The sequence below is a fragment of the Rhizobacter sp. LjRoot28 genome (assembly GCF_964253025.1).
In the GTDB taxonomy this organism is placed as follows: Bacteria; Pseudomonadota; Gammaproteobacteria; order Burkholderiales; family Burkholderiaceae_C; genus Rhizobacter.
The window spans coordinates 363,788-381,011 of the sequence record NZ_CAXUQC020000001.1 but is presented as its reverse complement, the minus strand read 5'-3'; the positions used below and the strand labels follow the sequence as shown (position 1 = coordinate 381,011).

The window sequence follows — 17,224 nt, the reverse complement described above, 5'->3', positions numbered from 1 at the left end:
TCCCGTCGCGGCCTACACATCCCGATCGCAGCTGCCCTGAGCTTCGCCTGCGGAGGTGACGCCGACGATGAGCCATTCCCTAGCGGTCCTCGGCCTCCTCAAGACGAGCTCCAGCGACGCGCCGGTAGTGGTGTTTCAGCACGAGGCACGTGCCGGACGGCTCAGGCACGCGCCCATCACTAGCAACGGCTCGTACAACACGATGGCATGTCGGACCCGTCAGGTGGGTCACACCGCCATCGGCGTCTGCAGTTCGTCCTGCCCGGGCACCACCAGCACCGGTAACATCACACTCTTCGCCAGCAACAGCGCCGTGGCGCGGGACTCCCGGGTCGCTCCAGGCATCGCAACGATCACGTGCGTGGCGCCATGACGCAGGCAGGCGGCCCGCACCTCGACTAGCGGTCCCTCGACTGGAATCCCGTTGATACGGGTGCCGATCTTCCCCTCGCTGTCGTCCAGGATTGCCTGTACCGTCCACCCTTCTCGCAGGTGGATGCCCGCCACGAGGCGGCGCGCCGCGTCACCAGCGCCGAGCACGATAGCCCTTTTAGGCGTCTCCGCCTCGCCCCGATGGAGCGACCGCGCATGCTCCCACACCGTGCGGTACACCATGCGAAGCATTGCGAGAGCGATCAGCGTGAACAGCGGGTGCAGCAGCAACACGGCACGGGCCACCCCGACGAGTTGGGCCATCAAAACGCCCACCGCGCTGACCAGCCCCGCCACGGCGCACGCCAACGTGATGCGCTTCAGGTCCTCGAACCCGAAGAAGCGCCAGATGCCGCGACGTGCACCGAACGATGCGAGGCACACAAGGTAGACCGCGACAACGGCCAACGAGACCAGGTCGTCATACCACGGCCGCCCGGGTTGCCACCGCTCGAAGCCGAGGCGAAACAGATATGTGATGTGCCAGCAAGACAGCACGGTCACGCCGTCAACGGCCGTGGCCATCACGGTGCGCCAACGGTGCGGCGAGGACAGCGCTTCGTCGATGACTTGCCAGAATCGGCTGGTGGGCATGGCGAAGAATCTCCCGGTGGAGGGGGGCACGAACACGGTCTTCAGGGTCAGACCGAGCAACCGAAGGTCACTCACGAGAGACGCGTTGTCTACGTAGTCGACCGCATATTGCAGCTTGGAGGGCAGGATGACTTCCAGGTATTCCCGCTCCGGGTCCTCAGCTTGCGCCAACAAGTCGTTCTCGTTCCGGAAACGCACGCTGGCGAGGTCCGTGATGCCAGGACGGACACTCAGCACCCGCGCCTTGAAGTCGGGAGGATAGTGCGCCACGTAGCGGGGCACCTCGGGTCGTGGCCCGACGAGACTCATCGTCCCGCGCAACACGTCCACCAACTGCGGCAGTTCGTCGATCTTGTACTTGCGCAGCAGCGCGCCACTGCGCGTGATGCGCGCGTCCCCGGCCACAGTGAGTTCTGGGCCAGCGGGTGCGGCCACGTGGGTCATCGTCCGGAACTTGAAGATGCGGAAGTGCCGGCCGTGTCGCCCCACCCGCACCTGCCGGAAGAACACTGGCCCGGGAGAATCCAGCTTGATCCACAACGCCACGCCCAGCAGCAGAGGACTGAGCATCAAGAGGCCGATCGCCGCGCAGGCAATGTCAACACCCCGCTTCAGCACGGTAGGCTCACCGCAGTGCTCCGGCCACCGCGTGGATAACCCGGTCCACGTCACCCTCGCTCATGCGGGTGTACAGCGGCAGGCTGACGAGCCGCTCATAGGCAGCTTGGCTATGCGGGAACTGCTCGGCCTTCAGCCGATAACGGTCACGCCAGTACGGCTGCAGGTGCAGCGGTACGTAGTGGACGCTGCATCCGATGCCTGCGTCGAATAGACGCTTGATGAAGGTGTCGCGGTCGGTCGGTGCATCCGCGGCAAGTCGCAGCGAATAGAGATGCCACGCATGCACCTCACCCGCAGGAGCTGCGGCCGGAAGCACCACAGGCAAGTTTGAGAACGCAGCGCTATAGCTCGCGGCAATCTCGCCGCGGCGCACTTGAAAGGCCCGTGCCCGACGCAGCTGGTGCAGTCCGAGGGCCGCTGCAATGTCGGTCAGGTTGTACTTGAAGCCAGGCGCGACCACCTCGTAGTACCAACTCGGAACCTTGGACTGAAACCGGTCGAATGCGTCGCGACTGATTCCGTGTAGTCGCATGACCTGAATCCGCTTGGCGAGCGCCAGATCACGCGTTACAACCATCCCGCCCTCGCCCGTCGTGATCGTCTTGTTCGCGTAGAAACTGAACACGGTCGCGTCAGATCCCAGCGCACCTATCAACTGTCCACCGGCGGTGGCGGGCAGGGCGTGGGCGGCGTCTTCCACTACTTTAAGACCATGTCGGCGCGCGATCGCGAGCAGACGCGACATGTCGACCGCCAGCCCGCCGTAGTGCACCGGGATCACGGCCTTCGTGCGGGGTGTGATGGCCGCCTCGACGGCGGTGATATCCAGATTCAGGGTCACTGGGTCCACGTCGACCAGCACCACGTCGGCGCCCAGGTAGCGCACGACCTCGGCGGTGGCCGTGAAGGTGTGGGTGGTGGTGATGACCTCGTCGCCGGGGCCGATGCCCAGCGCTTCGAGCGCGAGGTGCAGGCCCGCGGTGGCCGAGTTCACCGCCATCGACTGCAGTGACGGGTCGCCCAGGAAGGCGGTGAAGTCGGACTCGAATCGGCGCGTCTTGGGCCCGGTGGTGATCCAGCCGGACTTCAGGGTGTCGACGACCTCGGCGATCTCCTCGTCACCGATGTCGGGCAAGGCGAAGGGCAGGAAGGGTTGGTCGGTGGACATGGTTCAGGGCTTGGCGATCCAGCACAGCACATGGGTGCGCAGTGGCGGAAGCAGGTTGAAGAGAGTGTAGAGGCCGGGGTGCACCCGGGTGACGGCCCGCGCGATGGGCGGCGCGAGCGTCACCCGCTCGGCCGACAGGCGCCCGGCCGGGAACAGCGCACGCACGCGGGACAGCGGCACGCCGCGCACGTCGGGGTTGCGCGGGTTGCCGACCACGAAGTCGTACCACAGCACCACCCCGCCCGGCTTCAGCCACTGCCACATCGCGGCGGCCAGGCGCTGCTGGAAGGCGTCGTCGAGCAGGGAGGAGAAGACGGTCGAGACGAAGACGATGTCGAAGGACGCTGCGGGCAGGTCCAGCGCCAGCGCATCGCCGGCGTGGAGCGTCACCGACTCGGGCAGCACGGCGCGAGCCGCCGCATGGCGCTCGGGCAACAGCTCCACACCGCACAGGTGCTCCGGCCGGAAGCCCGCCCGCAGCAGTTCGAGCAGGTTGCCTCCGGCGCCGCTGCCCACTTCGAGCAGGCGGCAGTGCGCCACATCGACGAAGCCATGCCGCACCAGGCCGCGCAGCATCGCGCGCTGCCGCTCCTGCACGGTGTGCCACACGTCGGGGCGCAGCAGGCTGTAGCGGTCGCCCACCGCGCGTCGGGCGTAGCGTTCGGCCAGCGCTTCGGGTTCGCTCATGCGGGGCTCCTTTGACGGGCACAAGCCACAAGGGGCGTGACCAGCCTCATGCCTGCACCGCCTCGATGAAGCGACGGGCCAGGACCGGGTAGGCATGGTGCGCCAGCACGTGCGCGCGACCCCGCGCGCCCATCGCGGCGCGCTCCGCAGCAGGCACCGCCAGCAGGCGGCGCAGCCCATCCACGACCGCCGGCGCCGAACCCGGTGGCACGGTGATGCCGCATCCGGCCTCGGCCACCGGGTCATTGCCGGCCTCGACCGAATGCAGCACCGGGCGGGCGGCCATCATGTAGTCCATCAGCTTGTTGGGCGCGATGCCGAAGCGGTACAGCGACACCCGCTGCCAGCCGATGTAGGCGATGTCGAAGGCGGCCAGCAACGAGGGGATCTGCGCCTTGGGCACGGGCGGCAGCAGCGCCACATGGTGCAGGCCCTCGGCGGCGACGCGCGCGGCCAGCCGGGCCTTTTCGTGGCCATCGCCCACCAGCACGAAGGCCACCGGCTCCGACGCCATGGCCGCTGCCGCACCGAGCAGCACGTCGAGCGCATTGGGCTCGCCGTGCGAACCGGCGTAGCCGACGATGCTGCGCCCGGCGGCCCGGTGCCGGGCGATGCAGGCCGCCACCTCGGCATCGAGCGGCGCCGGCGTGACGGACCACTCCTCAGGCGAGATGCCGTTCGGCACGATGTGCAGGCGACGCAGGTCCAGGCCGTGCGCCGCCATGTGGTCCGCCACCTTGGGCAGCATCGAGACCACGGCATCGGCATCCCGATAGGCATCGTTCTCGGCCTTCTGGCAGAGCATGATGAAGGGGTGACGGGGTGACATGCCCGAGAGCTCCACGGGCGAGGCCGGCCACAGGTCGTGCACCTCGTACACCAGCCGGGCCCGCGCCAGACGGGCGAGCCGCCGGGCCACCCAGATGTCCATCGGGTAGGTGCTGGAGGCGATCACCACGTCGGGCCGGAAGGCCGCCACCTGCCGGCGCGCATCCCACCACACCTGCCCCAGGAAGCTCGCGATGTTGCGCACGCGGCCGAGCCCGTTGCCGCGGTAGCGAGGCACCGGCCACCAGCGGTACTGGATGCCGTCGATCAGCTCATCCACCGGCCTGTCGCCCACCTCCGGTTGCCGCGCGCGAACATGCGAAAACGAGGCCGCCACGATCTGCACCCGGTGCCCCGCCCGCACCCACTCGCGGGCCAGGTAGTAGGGCCGGAACTCCATGCCATGGCGCGGCGAGCCGGCGTAGTGGTTGAGCAGCAGGATGTTCATGCCGATGACAGCTCTTTCATGCGCGACAGCAACCCGGCCACGGCTGGCGCGAACAAGGCGTTGTCGGCCACCCATTCGCGGTTGACCGCGGCGATGGCGTCGGCGCGCGGCAGCAGGGCCGCCATCGCTGGCATCGGATCAAGGTCCGCGTTGCTCACGATCATTCCATTCTCCCCCTCGCGCACCAGCTCGTGGTTGGCCGGCAGGTCGCTCAGCACCGGCACGCAGCCATGGGCCATCGCTTCGAGGACGGACACGGCCACCGAATCGCTGGCCGGCAGGCTCACGTACCACCGAGCGCGTTGATACCAATCGGCCTGGCTTGGCGCATCCAGGCGGCCGGTGAACGTCACCGCATCCGCCAGGCCGCGCACTGCCGCCTGCCGGACGAGCGCGTCGCGCAACGAGCCGTCGTTGGCCACGACCAGCCGCGCGGCGGGTTGCACCGCCCTCACCCGCGCGAACAAGTCCAGCACGGCGTCCGGACGGTACAAGGGCTCGAGGCCCCGGTTCGCAAAGAAGAGCCAGGGCTCCTTGGCCGGTGGTGCCGGCGGCATGGCATCCAGTCCGAACGGGAAGGTCAGCACTTCCGCCGCGCCGAGTGCGCGCATGCGCTCCGTCATGTGCCGGGAGTCGCTCGTGCACAGCGTGCAGGCCCGCAGCACCCGAGAGGTGAGCGCCCGGTGCAGCACCGACCGCTGCGGCGCCAGCAGGATGTCGCTGCCCCAGGCCGAGCCGACGATGCGGGCACGCAGGCCGAAGGTTCCGCGGGCCAGCCACGCGAGCGTGCCGTGCGAGGTCAGGTAGTGCGGGTTCAGCCAGTCGGCATCGACCTCGCGCAGCCAGCGCCCGAGGCGTGGCAGGGAACGGAGGATGGCGGCATTGCCGCCAGCAGGGTCCGGCCGGGTGTCGAGCGCCAGGCGGTGGGCGGCGGGCAGGAAGGCATCGAACTCCGGCAGGAAGCCGCGGCTGGACGCCACCCGCAGCGAGACGCCTCTGTCTTGTGCATAGGCCCTCGCCCACTTGAGCAGGTGCGGGCTCTGGGCGTCTCCGATCAAGGCGACGCGCATCATGCCGCGGGCCCCTCGCGCCCGGCCCAGGCCTCGTAGTGGGCGCGCCATTCGGGATGTCGCGCCAGCAGTGCGGCATCACCGTCGCGGGTGTCGCCCACGACGACGGCAGGCGCGCCGCCAATGACCGCGAAATCGGGGAACTGCCCCCGCACCCGGCTGTGCGACAGCACGAGGCAGCCACGACCCAGCGTGGTGTTGGCCTCGATGACGCTGTGCGGCCCGATGAAGGAATAGGCGCCGATGTGCACCGGGCCGCTGATGAAGCCCGGCCGCCCGTCGACCGGCACGTCGTAGTACCCCTCGCCCATCAGCCGCAGGCTGCGGTGGGAGCTGTGGGTGAGCACGCTCACGAAGTTGGTGATCTGCACGCCGTCGTCAATGCGCACGCCGTGGCTCGCCTCGATGAAGTTGAAGTGGCCGATGAACACATGGTTGCCCATCGCGAGCCGGTCCTCGTGCTCGATGCAGGTGCTGGGCGACAGCCGGGCGAAGGGCAGCGGTCGCCCATCCAGCGCCTGCTCACCGAACAGCATGCGGAAGAAGAGGCGGTGCCAGAGCCAGCGGCGCCAGCGGTTGAGGCGAACCCTAAGCCACTGCGGCATGCGGGACCTCCTTCCACGTTGCCAGGCACCAGAAGTAGGTGCCGAAGTAGAGCAGCATCGCGGCCGACACGGCCCAGGCGCCGCCCGCCAACCCGCCGAGGTGCAACCCTGCGGCCAGCGCCGCGAGGAACATCGCCTGGCCGACGAGTGAGAACTTCAGCGCCCAGGCCTGCGCCCGCCACGCGAGCGTCACCACGGCCAGGGGCGCGGCGACGAAGTGCGCGCCGATGTACGGCGCAAGCGCACGCGCGAGTTCCCCGGCCGGCCGCCATGGCTCGCCGAACAGCCACGCGAAGAGCGCCGGGCCGGCGGCCATCAGCACCACCACCAGCGGCACGGCCAGGCACGCCAGCCACGTCATCACGCGACGCACCGCCCGCCGGGCCTCTTCGGGCGAGGCCTGCGCCAGCTTGGGGTACAGCGCCTGCGAGACCGCCCCGCCCACCAACGTCGCAGGCGCCTTGAGGTAGCGCAGCGCCAGGCCCCAGAAGCCGGCCGCGGCCTCGCCCGTCCAGGCGACGAGCAGGGCAACGGCCAGTGTGTCCTGCAGCGCACCGGCGAAGGCGTGGGGCGTGTTGAGCAGCGGAAACTCGCGGAAGCGCCGGGCGACCATCGCCAGTGTGGCGCGAGGCACATGCCAGAGCCCCCGCCACCCGCCCGCAGGAGCCGGCCCGGCCAACGACGCGGCCGCCGCAGCCCCGGCCACCACCGGCCCCGCCACCAGCCCGACCGTGCCGGCCTGCGCCAGGCCACCGGCCACCTGCACGAGCGCGGCCCCACCGTACTGGGTGACGCGGCTCACGGACAAGCGCCGGAAGGACTGCGCGCGCGTCGCCCACATCGTCAGGCACTGGACGCCGCCGGCCACCAGGACAGCCAGCGGGACCCAGGCCCATAGCGCCAGGTCGAACCATGCACCGGCCGCCCAGGCCAGCGGCACGCTCAGCAGCGTGACACCGACCAGCACGCGCACACACAGGGCGAGCAGGTCGCGGGCCTGCTCGGCGTCCGTCGCGAGCGGCAACGCGAAGTCGTAGCGCGCGCAGGCCACCACGGCCAGGTTGGCCACCAGGGCGGCGAACAGGGTGTAGTGGCCGAACTCCTCGGGGCGGTAGAGCCGCGTGAGCCACGGGCCGAGCAGCAGCGGCAGCGCCTGGGCGAGCGCACCGCCGGCCAGCAGTGTCAGCGTCGCCTTCAGCAGCCCGTCGGTCCGGCCGCTCATGGGTCAGCCGAGCGCGGCTCGCAGAGCGTCGACCACCTCGTCCTGCTGGGCCTCGGTCAGGTCGGCGCTCATCGGCAGGCTCATCACCCGGTGGCTTGCCGCATCGCTGCAGGGGAACTCGTCAGCGCCGGCAAAGGCCGCATAGGCGGGCTGCCGGTGCAGAGGTTTGGGGTAGTGCACCGCGGTCGGAACGCCCGATGCCTGCAGGCGCGCCTGCACGTCCGCGCGCTGGTCGACGAACACGGTGTACTGGCCCCAGACGCAGTCGCGGTCCGGTCGCACGACGAGGGTGCGCACACGGGTGCCTTCGAGCAATGCGCCATAGCGCGCGCCGATCTCGCGGCGCCGCTGCAGTTCCCATTCGAAGCGCTCCAGCTTGGCCAGCACCACGGCGCATTGCAAGGTGTCCATGCGCCCGCCCACGCCCACGCGGGTATGGGTATAGCGCGCGCTCTGGCCGTGCACGCGGATCTCGCGGCAGGCCTGGGCCAGCGCCTCGTCGCTCGTAAAGATGGCGCCGCCGTCGCCGTAGCAGCCGAGCGGCTTGCTCGGAAAGAAGCTGGTGCAGCCGAGCGTGCTCAAGGCACCGCTGCGGCGGCCCTGGTAGGTGGCGCCGAAGCTCTGGGCCGCATCCTCGATCACCGGCAGGCCGTGGCGCTCGGCGATGGCGTTCAGCGGCGCCATGTCGGCCACCTGCCCATAGAGGCTCACGGGCATCAGGGCGCGGGTGCGCGGCGTGATGCGCGCCTCCACCTGCGACACGTCGAGGTTGCAGGTGTCGGGCTCGATGTCCACGAACACCGGCACCGCACCCAGCAGCACGATGACCTCGGCCGTGGCGGCGAAGGTGAACGGGGTGGTGATGACCTCGTCGCCCGGCTGGAGCCCGAGCGCCATCAGCGAAATGAGCAGGGCCTCGGTGCCGCTCGACACGGTGATGCAGTGCGCCGCGCCGGTGAACGTCGCGAGTCGCCCTTCCAGTTCGGCGACTTCCGGGCCCATGATGTACTGCCCATGGTCGAGCACACGCTGCATGCGCTCGGCGATGCGCGGCTTGAGCGCCTGGTACTGCGAGGCCAGGTCAATGAAGGGCAGGCTCATGCCAGGCACTCCACCGTGCCACCGCTCAGGCGATAGCGCTCGCCGGTCGCGGGGCACACGGCCTCGCCGTCGCCCTCCAACGGCAGGTCAAGCCGCTCGCCGTGCCGGCTCATCCAGCCGATCTGCCGCGCCGGCACGCCCACCACCAGCGCGAAGGCCGGCACGTCACGGCTCACCACCGCACCCGCGCCAATGAAGGCATGAGGCCCCACCGTCGTCCCGCACACGATGGTGCAGTTGGCGCCCAGCGTGGCCCCGTGCCGGATGAGCGTGCGCCGGTATTCGTTCTTGCGGACCACCGCGGCGCGCGGGTTGTGCACGTTGGTGAACACCATGCTCGGGCCGCAGAAGACGTCGTCTTCCAGCGTGACCGCGTCGTACACCGACACGTTGTTCTGGATCTTGACGTTGTGGCCGATGACCACATCGTTGCCCACGTACACGCCCTGCCCCAGCGAGCAGCGCTCGCCGATGCGGGCGCCGGCGCAGACGTGCGCGAAATGCCAGACGCGCGTGCCCGCGCCAAGTTGCGCGCCATCGTCGACGATGGCGGAGGGATGGACGACGGCCGCGGTCATCAGAACACCAGCGGCAAGCCGACGCGCACGCCGTCGCGGGCGGAACGGTAGCCCGCGATCAGCACTTCGAGCGAGCGCAGGCCTTCGTAGCCGTCGACCTCCGCATGCGCCTCGCCCCGCAAGGTGCGGATCACGTTGTCGTAGTAGAGCGGATGGCCCGGCCCGTAGACGCTTTCCACGCCATAGCTGGCCTGCGCCACGCGGGCGTCGTCCTCATGCGGCGTGTCGAACTCCCAGTGCTCAATCTTGTTGACGGCCACGCCGCCCACACGCACCGTGCCCCGTTCGCCGAGCAGCGTGATGCTGCCCTCGAAGTTCTTGCCGTGGGTCAGCATGGTGACGTTGATGGAGGCGAGCGCGCCGCTGCGCAGGCGCAGGCTCATGACGCCGGTGTCCTCCGCCTCGATGTTGCGTGCGAGCGTGGCGGTGTAGGCGTGCACGTTGTCGACCGGCCCCACTAGCCAGTCGACCATGTCGACGTAGTGGCTCGCCTGATTCATGAAGGCGCCGCCGTCCATGTCCCAGCGGCCCCGCCAGGGGGCGGCGTCGTAGTAGGCCTGGGGCCGCGTCCAGAAGACATTGACGGCCACCATCGCGAGGCGCCCGAAACGGCCTTGATCCACCGCGCGCTTGACCAGCTGCAGCGTGGCATTGAGCCGGTTCTGCTTGACGACGAAGAGCTTCACGCCAGCGTCGCGGCAGGCCTGCACCATCGCCACGCCTTCGTCCCACTTGGTGGCCATGGGCTTCTCGCTCAGCACATGCCGCCCGGCGCGGGCCACGCGGATGGCCTGCTGCGGGTGCAGGCCGCTCGGGGTGGCCAGCACCACCAGGTCCGGCGCGCTGCCCTGGAGTAGCTCATCGAGCGAGGCGAAACCGGGGGCTCCGGTATCGGCCACGGCGCGCGCGAGGGCCTCGGGCTGGGTGTCGCAAACGGCCACCCATTCGGCGCGATCGGCGTGCTGGCGCAGCGCATCGATGTGGCTGCGGGCGATGCGGCCGCAGCCCACCAGCGCCAGACGCAGCTTGCGGTCGCGGATCACGGAGGGAATGGGCATGAGGACTTCGCTTGCGGGCAGGGGCCCGGGTAAAGCGCGCAATTTTAGGCCCGGTGGGCGCTCTTGCCCGGGCGCGACGGGCGCTCCCGCATAAAATTGCCGCCGCACCGAGAACCCCTCATGAACCATCCCATCCTCCCCACCGACGAAAACCAGCTGATTGCCGAGCGCCGCGAGAAGCTCGCCGCCATCCGCCAGCAAGGCGTGGCCTTCCCCAACGACTTCAAGCCGGCGCACCGCGCAGCGGCGCTGTCGGGGGAGCATGGCGACAAGGACAACGAGACGCTCGAGCCGCAGAACGTGGCGGTCTCGGTGGCGGGCCGCCTGATGCTCAAGCGGGTGATGGGCAAGGCGAGCTTCGCCACCCTGCAGGACAGCACGGGCCGCATCCAGCTGTACGTCTCGCGCGACGGCATCGGCGAGGAGGCCTACGCCGCCTTCAAGCACTACGACCTGGGCGACATCCTCGGCGCCGAAGGCACCCTCTTCAAGACCAAGACGGGCGAGCTCTCGATCAAGGTCACGACGCTGCGCCTGCTCACCAAGAGCCTGCGCCCGCTGCCGGACAAGTTCCACGGCATGAGCGACCAGGAGCAGAAGTACCGCCAGCGCTATGTCGACCTGATCACCGACGAGGACGCCCGCACGCGCTTCGCCGCGCGCAGCCGCGCCATCAGCTCGATCCGCCAGTTCATGGTCGACAACGGCTTCATGGAAGTCGAGACGCCGATGCTGCACCCGATCCCGGGCGGCGCCAATGCCAAGCCCTTCGTGACGCACCACAACGCGCTCGACCAGGACATGTTCCTGCGCATCGCGCCCGAGCTCTACCTGAAGCGCCTGATCGTCGGCGGCTTCGAGCGCGTGTTCGAGATCAACCGCAGCTTCCGCAACGAAGGCATCTCGGTCCGGCACAACCCGGAATTCACGATGATGGAGTTCTACGCCGCGTACTGGAACCACCACGACCTGATGGACTTCACCGAGAACGTGCTGCGCCACGCCGCCCGCCAGGCGACCGGCTCGGCGACGCTCAGCTACGGTGGCAAGCCCGTGGACCTGGAACCTGCCTTTGCCCGCCTCACGGTGCGCGAGTCGCTGGTGGCGCATGCGGGCCTCACCCTCGACGAAGCCGACGACGCCGCGGTGCTGCGCGCCCACCTGAAGAAGGCCGGCGAAGAAGCACCCGCCCACTGGAAGCTGCCGGAACTGCAGTTCGGCCTCTTCGAGGCGGTGGTCGAGGAGAAGCTGTGGGAGCCCACCTTCATCATCGACTACCCGGTGGAGGTGTCGCCGCTCGCCCGCGCATCCGACAGCAACCCGGCCATCACCGAGCGCTTCGAGCTCTTCATCACCGGCCGTGAGTACGCCAACGGCTTCTCGGAGCTGAACGACGCCGAGGACCAGGCCGCCCGCTTCCAGTCGCAGGCCGCCAACAAGGAAGCCGGCGACGAGGAAGCCATGTACTACGACGCCGACTTCATCCGCGCGCTCGAATACGGCATGCCTCCGACCGGCGGCTGCGGCATTGGCCTCGACCGACTGATGATGCTGGTGACCGACTCGCCCAGCATCCGCGACGTGATCCTCTTTCCTTCCCTGCGCAAGGAAGGCTGAGGCGCCGCTAGGAAGCCCGCTCCCCCGGAAGTTCACCTTTCGGGGAAGCGCCCTCCAAATGCGAACGGTTCTTGTTTAAGATGCGCGGCATCCCGTGCGTCCCTGCGCGGGTTTCACTCCTCCCGCGCACTCCATGAACCGTTCCCCTCTGCTGACGCGGTCAATCCCGCAGCGTCTTTTTCCCCTCTGCGCCCTCGCGTTCGCTGCCCAGGCACTTGCAGAAGCACCGACGCCCGGCACTCAGTCGCCGAGCGAAACCACTCTGCCCCCGGTCCTCGTCAAGGACCGCGATCCATTGCGTCCCCAGGCCGGCGGCCTGACCAGCCGCGGTGTCAATCTCGGGGTGCTCGGCGCCGCCGACGCGCTGGACACGCCGTTCAGCGTCGTCGGGTTCACCGCTCAGACCATGGCCCACCAGCAGTCGGGCACGGCGGCCGACGTGCTGGCCAACGACCCCTCGGTGCGAGTGTCGGTTTCTCCGGGCGGCCTGCTGGACGCGTTCTACATCCGCGGCTTCCCGGTCAACGAAGGCAACCTCGGTGAGTTCGGATTCGACGGGGTCTTCGGCGTGGCACCCAACTACCGCATCCTCAGCGCCTATGTCGAGCGGGTCGAACTGATCAAGGGCCCGACGGCCCTGGTCAACGGCATGGCCCCCAACGGCGCCATCGGCGGGTCGGTCAACATCGTGCCCAAGCGGGCCGGCCATGCGGACCTGACGCGAGCGGGGGTGGGCTACCGTTCGTCCCGACAGCTTGAGTCCAGTCTCGACCTCAGCCGACGCTTCGGCGAGGACCGCTCTCTGGGCGTGCGGCTCAACGCCGGCGTGCAGGGCGGCGAGACCCATCTGGATCATCAAGAGCGCGAGGCCGCCGTCGGCGCCCTGGCGCTGGACTACCGTGCGAGTCACTGGCGCACGACGCTCGACCTGATCGCACAGCGCGAGGACCTCGATGCACCGTCGCGTCCGGTCTTCCTCGGCGCGGGAGTCACCGATGTGCCGGCGGCTCCCGATGCGCGACGCAATCTCAGCCAGGGCTGGGAGTTCTCCCGCGTCGAGGACCAGTCGGCCCTGTGGCGCGTCGAATCCGACCTGACGGAGCGCATCGTCGCCTTCGCCGACATCGGCGCGGCTCGCACGTCGGTCGACCGACTGTTCGGCAACCCGACGCTGACGACTGCGGCCGGGGATGTCACCTGGACGCCCGCCCGGTTCAGCTTCGAGATCGACCGACAGACCGCCAACGTCGGCGCCCGCATCAAGGCCGTCACCGGTCCCTTGCAACATGCGATCTCCGTACAGGCGTCCACCTACCGTGACCGCCTTGCCCGCGGCTCGCGCAACGGGACCCCGGTAACGTCCAACCTGTACACCGCTCCGACACTCGCTGCGCAGAGCGTGGCGCCGCCCGATGTGGTGGCCAAGGTGTCTGCGTCGCGCCTCGACGGCCTGGCGCTTGCGGACACCCTGTCGTGGGCGGCCGCAAGCGTGCAAGCAACCCTCGGTGCACGCCTGCAGCAGGTGCGCTCCGACAACTACGGGCCCAACGGCGCGGTGGCGCAGTCCTATGACGAAGACGCCATCTCGCCCTTCGTCGGCCTCGTGTTCCGGCCGAGTGAGACGAGCGCCGTCTATGCAAACTACACCGAGGGCCTCAGCCGGGGAGACATCGCCCCCACCACGGCGGGCAACGCGGGGACGGCGCTCGCCCCCTACCGGGCCAAGCAGGTGGAAGCCGGTGGGAAATGGCAGGCTGGCGGACTCCTGACGACGCTGGCGGTCTTCCAGATCACCAAACCCAACGGACAGGCAAGCGGGCCGAACAACATCTTTGCCGCTGACGGCGAGCAGCGCCATCGAGGCATTGAACTCGGCACGACCGGCGCTGCCATGCCTTCGCTGCGCGTGATGGCGGCGGTGACGGTGCTGAACGCCAAGGTGACGCAGTCGTCCAACGCCGCCGTCGCGGGCAAGCATCCCATCGGCGTGCCGGCTCTGCAAGCCAACGCCACCGCGGACTGGGACGTGCCCGGCGTTCAAGGCGTGGCCATCAACGGCACCGTGGCCTATGCCGGCAAGCAGTACGCCGACGCCGGCAACGTTCGACGGTTGGACGCCTGGACGCGGCTCGATGCCGGCGTGCGCTGGGAAGGCCGGCTGGACGGCCGCGCCGCCGCGCTGCGCCTCGGGGTGCGCAACCTGCTGGACTCCAACGACTGGGTCGGCGCATCGAGCTTCGGTGGATTGGCGCAGGCCGCACCGCGATCCCTGCACCTGTCGGGCACGATGGACTTCTGACCCTGCGCAGGGGCACGCCGGTATCGCCCCTCCGCGTCACCGTCAGCCGCCGAGCTCCGGCGGCTTGGTGATCATCAGGTCCACGAAGGTCTCCGGGTCCTGGTGGATGCGCAGCCGGATGGGCAGGTGGCGGTACTGCGGGGCGATCCACATCTCCACCGACAGGTCGCCACCGGCGCGGGGCGCCTCGCGCGGCTTGAGGCGCATCACCGGCACTTCGCCGAAGGGCGTCCAGAGCATCTCGGGCTCCGACACGTCGTAGCGCATCACGCTCACCGCACGCGGCAGCGCGAGCGGCACGTCGATGACCGTGCCGGGCTTCAACGAGCCGGGCTGGGTGCTGAACTGCCAGGCCAGCTGGATGAACTGGCTGGCCGTGTCCTGAAGGCCCGGCAGGCTCGCGCGCCGCTGGCCGTTGGCCAGCACGACGTGGTCGGGTGCAAGGCGCACCACCGCGCGGTAGGGCGAACTGAACGCCATCTTCGTCACCTGGTCGTAACGCTCCGGCTTCAAGCCTTCGGGCGTGATGCGGCCCTCGCTCGTCATGCGGCGCGACATGAGCGGCGCCACCTGGAGGCCGACGAACACATCCAGGTGGACCTGGTAGCGGTCGTCCTCGCGCACCCATTCCACCTGGGCAGTGCCATGCACCTCGCCGCGGTAGTAGCCGGTCAGCACATAGGTGACGCGGGTGGCGAGCGGCCACTCGAAGGGCGGTGCGCTCGCGGCCGTGTCGGCCGGCGCAACCACCGGCGCAGACGCCGCCTCCGCGACCGGCGTGGAGGCCGCAGCGGCCGGCTCAGCGGGCAGCTCCAAGGGTTCCGATGCGGCCGACGCCGGAGCCTCCGGTCCCGGCGCGGTGTCCACCGGGGCCACCGGCGCCCGCTGCCGCCGCGGTGCGGGTGCAGTGGGCGCGACGGCGACCGGCTCGGCCGCCTCCATGCTGCGCACGTACACCGCCTTCATCCGTTCCGGCATGGGCTCGCCCGACGTCAAGGCCGAGAAGTAGCCGCCCGCCCGGTCGACCACGCAGCCATGTGCCACCGCCACGGCCACGACGAGCGCGGCCCAGGCCGCCGCCCTGCGCGGCCTCAACCGTGCAACCACGCGCGCCGCAAGCCGAGGGCGCCCTTGCTGGCTTCGCCGTCGAGGGCAAGCGACACCGCGCCCGCCTCGGGCGCCGCGGGCACGGTGGCCTGCAGGCGGCGCAGCCGGCCGTCACGCACCGCGAGCACCTCGATGCGCCCGGCCGCCGGCAGCACCCGCAGGGCCTCGTCGAGCCGGCGGATGCGCCAGTCGTTGATGGCCAGCACCTCATCACCCGCGGAGAAGCCGGCCGCTTCGGCGGCGCCCCCACGGAACACCGAATTCACCTTGATGCCCGACAGCGGGCCCTCGGACACCCGCAGGCCCAGCCGCTGAGCGAGGGACGGCGCCTGGGCCGTCCAGGTGATGCCGAACTTCTCGAGCAGCCGGCGCAGCGGCAAATCGTCGGTGCCGTGCACCCAGGCCTCCAGTTCGCGCGCCATCGAGCGGCCCGCCACCTCCTTCAGCACGGCGGCGATGTCAGCCTCGCTGATAGGGCCACCCTCGCTGCGCGCCCACAGGCCGCACATGACGTCGTCCAGCGTGCCGCGGCCTTCGGCCCGCAAGGTGAGGTCGAGCGCCAGGCCCACGAGCGAGCCCTTGGTGTAGTAGCTGATCGTCGCGTTCGGGGTGTTCTCGTCACCACGGTAGTACTTCACCCAGGCATCGAAGCTCGCCTGCGCCACGCTCTGCACCTTCCGTCCCGGCATGCCGAGCACGCCCGTGACGGTCTTGGCCAGCAGGCGCAGGTAGCGCGATGCGTCGATCAGCCCGGCACGCAACAGGAACACGTCGTCGTAGTAGGAGGTAAAGCCCTCGAAGAACCACAGCAGCTGCGTGTAGTTCTCCTGGGTGTAGTCATAGCGGATGAACTCGGCCGGACGCAGGCGCTTGACGTTCCAGGTGTGGAAGTACTCGTGGCTCACCAGGCCGAGCAGGGTGACGTAGCCGTCGCCGAACTCCGCGCGGCCTTGCTGCGGAAGGTCACGCCGGGCCGCGATGAGGGCCGTGCTGGCGCGATGCTCCAGGCCGCCATAGCCATCGTCCACCGCGTTGAGCAGGAACACATAGCGCTTGAAGTGCGGCTTCTTGCGGCCGTGCCAGAAGCTGATCTGCGCCTCGCAGATGCGCCGGGTGTCGGCGAGCAGCCGTTCGCCGTCGAAGTCGGGCAAGGCACCCGCCACGACGAACTCGTGCGGCACGCCGCCCGCCTTGAACTCACCGCGCCAGAAGCGGCCGAGTTCCACCGGGTGGTCGACCAGTTCGTCATAGTCGGCGGCCTCATAGCCACCCCCGGACGCCTCGGGCATCGAGGTGGCGACGTCCCAGCCGCGCGGCAGGCGGGCCAGCTCGAGCCGGTGGGTGTCGGTCTCGCGACCGTGAACGCGCAGGCACAAGCCGGTGCCATTGAAGAAGCCGCGATCGGCGTCCAGGAAGGCGGCGCGCACGGAGTTGTCGAAGGCATACACCGTATAGCGCACGACGAGCGCGCCGCGTCCGGAGCAGCTCACCGCCCAGCTCGCCTTGTCGCGCTGGTGCACCGGCACATCGCGGCTGCCCTGCCGGGCGGTCACGCCCGACAGGTGGCGGGCGAACTCGCGGATGAGGTAGCTGCCCGGAATCCACGCCGGCAGGCTCAGCACCTGCTCCTCTGCGGGGTCGGGCACGGTGAGCGTCACCTCGTAGAGGTGGGCATGAAGGTCGGCGAGCGAGACGCGGTAGGAGATCATCGGCGGCGGGTTCCGTGAACGAACTGCAGCCATTGTCGCCCGCAGCGGCGGTGGCCGCCGATGCGGCGCCGCGCCGCCCA

14 protein-coding genes are annotated in these 17,224 nt (G+C 69.6%); 2 read left to right on the top strand and 12 right to left on the bottom strand.

Features of this window, described 5'->3' with window-relative positions:
- Positions 1-228: 228 nt before the first annotated feature.
- The 10 genes from ACSQ2F_RS01780 to ACSQ2F_RS01735 are packed head-to-tail and all read right to left on the bottom strand — an operon-like array spanning position 229 to position 10,412.
- Positions 229-1,644 carry a sugar transferase gene (locus tag ACSQ2F_RS01780; protein WP_436019166.1) on the bottom strand — a complete coding sequence of 472 codons (1,416 nt, stop codon included), beginning with the start codon at positions 1,642-1,644 and terminating at the stop codon, positions 229-231.
- A gap of 7 nt (positions 1,645-1,651) precedes the next feature.
- Complete coding sequence (locus tag ACSQ2F_RS01775) at positions 1,652-2,815, bottom strand: DegT/DnrJ/EryC1/StrS family aminotransferase (RefSeq protein ID WP_436019164.1); 1,164 nt, start codon at positions 2,813-2,815, stop codon at positions 1,652-1,654.
- A 3-nt stretch (positions 2,816-2,818) separates the two neighbouring features.
- Complete coding sequence (locus ACSQ2F_RS01770) at positions 2,819-3,502, bottom strand: class I SAM-dependent methyltransferase (RefSeq protein ID WP_436019162.1); 684 nt, start codon at positions 3,500-3,502, stop codon at positions 2,819-2,821.
- A gap of 46 nt (positions 3,503-3,548) precedes the next feature.
- A complete protein-coding gene (locus tag ACSQ2F_RS01765) occupies positions 3,549-4,778 on the bottom strand; it encodes a glycosyltransferase family 4 protein (protein WP_436019160.1) in 1,230 nt (409 codons plus the stop codon).
- Positions 4,775-5,851 carry a glycosyltransferase gene (locus tag ACSQ2F_RS01760; protein ID WP_436019158.1) on the bottom strand — a complete coding sequence of 359 codons (1,077 nt, stop codon included), beginning with the start codon at positions 5,849-5,851 and terminating at the stop codon, positions 4,775-4,777. The genes ACSQ2F_RS01765 and ACSQ2F_RS01760 overlap by 4 nt, the downstream gene beginning before the upstream one ends.
- On the bottom strand, positions 5,848-6,453 hold the full coding sequence (locus tag ACSQ2F_RS01755; RefSeq protein ID WP_436019156.1) for an acyltransferase: 606 nt from the start codon (positions 6,451-6,453) through the stop codon (positions 5,848-5,850). Before ACSQ2F_RS01755 ends, ACSQ2F_RS01760 begins: the two co-directional genes overlap by 4 nt.
- The gene (locus ACSQ2F_RS01750) at positions 6,437-7,675 is read right to left on the bottom strand and encodes a lipopolysaccharide biosynthesis protein (RefSeq protein WP_436019154.1); all 1,239 of its coding nucleotides are present in this window, start codon (positions 7,673-7,675) and stop codon (positions 6,437-6,439) included. The genes ACSQ2F_RS01755 and ACSQ2F_RS01750 overlap by 17 nt, the downstream gene beginning before the upstream one ends.
- Positions 7,676-7,678: 3 nt before the next feature.
- A complete protein-coding gene (locus ACSQ2F_RS01745; protein ID WP_436026699.1) occupies positions 7,679-8,770 on the bottom strand; it encodes a DegT/DnrJ/EryC1/StrS family aminotransferase in 1,092 nt (363 codons plus the stop codon).
- 2 nt (positions 8,771-8,772) lie between these two features.
- A complete protein-coding gene (locus tag ACSQ2F_RS01740; RefSeq protein ID WP_436019152.1) occupies positions 8,773-9,354 on the bottom strand; it encodes an acyltransferase in 582 nt (193 codons plus the stop codon).
- Complete coding sequence (locus ACSQ2F_RS01735; RefSeq protein WP_436019150.1) at positions 9,354-10,412, bottom strand: Gfo/Idh/MocA family protein; 1,059 nt, start codon at positions 10,410-10,412, stop codon at positions 9,354-9,356. The genes ACSQ2F_RS01740 and ACSQ2F_RS01735 overlap by 1 nt, the downstream gene beginning before the upstream one ends.
- A 120-nt stretch (positions 10,413-10,532) precedes the next feature.
- Here ACSQ2F_RS01735 and lysS point away from each other — a divergent pair, with 120 nt between their 5' ends.
- Both lysS and ACSQ2F_RS01725 read left to right on the top strand, forming a co-directional pair.
- Complete coding sequence (gene lysS / locus ACSQ2F_RS01730) at positions 10,533-12,029, top strand: lysine--tRNA ligase (RefSeq protein WP_436019148.1); 1,497 nt, start codon at positions 10,533-10,535, stop codon at positions 12,027-12,029.
- Positions 12,030-12,162: 133 nt separating this feature from the next.
- Positions 12,163-14,328 (top strand): TonB-dependent receptor, encoded by a 2,166-nt coding sequence (locus ACSQ2F_RS01725; protein WP_436019146.1) that lies wholly within the window; start codon positions 12,163-12,165, stop codon positions 14,326-14,328.
- A gap of 42 nt (positions 14,329-14,370) precedes the next feature.
- Here the strand turns inward: ACSQ2F_RS01725 and ACSQ2F_RS01720 are convergent, their stop codons facing one another.
- Together ACSQ2F_RS01720 and ACSQ2F_RS01715 are read right to left on the bottom strand one after the other, a co-directional pair.
- Entirely contained in the window at positions 14,371-15,423 is a 1,053-nt protein-coding gene (locus ACSQ2F_RS01720) for a DUF3108 domain-containing protein (protein ID WP_436019144.1), read from the bottom strand.
- Positions 15,420-17,144, bottom strand: coding sequence for a M61 family metallopeptidase (locus tag ACSQ2F_RS01715; RefSeq protein WP_436019142.1), 1,725 nt, complete (start codon positions 17,142-17,144; stop codon positions 15,420-15,422). The genes ACSQ2F_RS01720 and ACSQ2F_RS01715 overlap by 4 nt, the downstream gene beginning before the upstream one ends.
- Positions 17,145-17,224 lie beyond the last annotated feature (80 nt).

Coding starts and splice junctions, on each gene's coding strand:
- ACSQ2F_RS01775 (WP_436019164.1), bottom strand. CDS start 2,815: ATGTCCACCGACCAACCCTTCCTGCCCTTCGCCTTGCCCGACATCGGT.
- ACSQ2F_RS01770 (WP_436019162.1), bottom strand. CDS start 3,502: ATGAGCGAACCCGAAGCGCTGGCCGAACGCTACGCCCGACGCGCGGTG.
- ACSQ2F_RS01765 (WP_436019160.1), bottom strand. CDS start 4,778: ATGAACATCCTGCTGCTCAACCACTACGCCGGCTCGCCGCGCCATGGC.
- ACSQ2F_RS01760 (WP_436019158.1), bottom strand. CDS start 5,851: ATGATGCGCGTCGCCTTGATCGGAGACGCCCAGAGCCCGCACCTGCTC.
- ACSQ2F_RS01755 (WP_436019156.1), bottom strand. CDS start 6,453: ATGCCGCAGTGGCTTAGGGTTCGCCTCAACCGCTGGCGCCGCTGGCTC.
- ACSQ2F_RS01750 (WP_436019154.1), bottom strand. CDS start 7,675: ATGAGCGGCCGGACCGACGGGCTGCTGAAGGCGACGCTGACACTGCTG.
- ACSQ2F_RS01740 (WP_436019152.1), bottom strand. CDS start 9,354: ATGACCGCGGCCGTCGTCCATCCCTCCGCCATCGTCGACGATGGCGCG.
- ACSQ2F_RS01735 (WP_436019150.1), bottom strand. CDS start 10,412: ATGCCCATTCCCTCCGTGATCCGCGACCGCAAGCTGCGTCTGGCGCTG.
- lysS (WP_436019148.1), top strand. CDS start 10,533: ATGAACCATCCCATCCTCCCCACCGACGAAAACCAGCTGATTGCCGAG.
- ACSQ2F_RS01725 (WP_436019146.1), top strand. CDS start 12,163: ATGAACCGTTCCCCTCTGCTGACGCGGTCAATCCCGCAGCGTCTTTTT.
- ACSQ2F_RS01715 (WP_436019142.1), bottom strand. CDS start 17,144: ATGATCTCCTACCGCGTCTCGCTCGCCGACCTTCATGCCCACCTCTAC.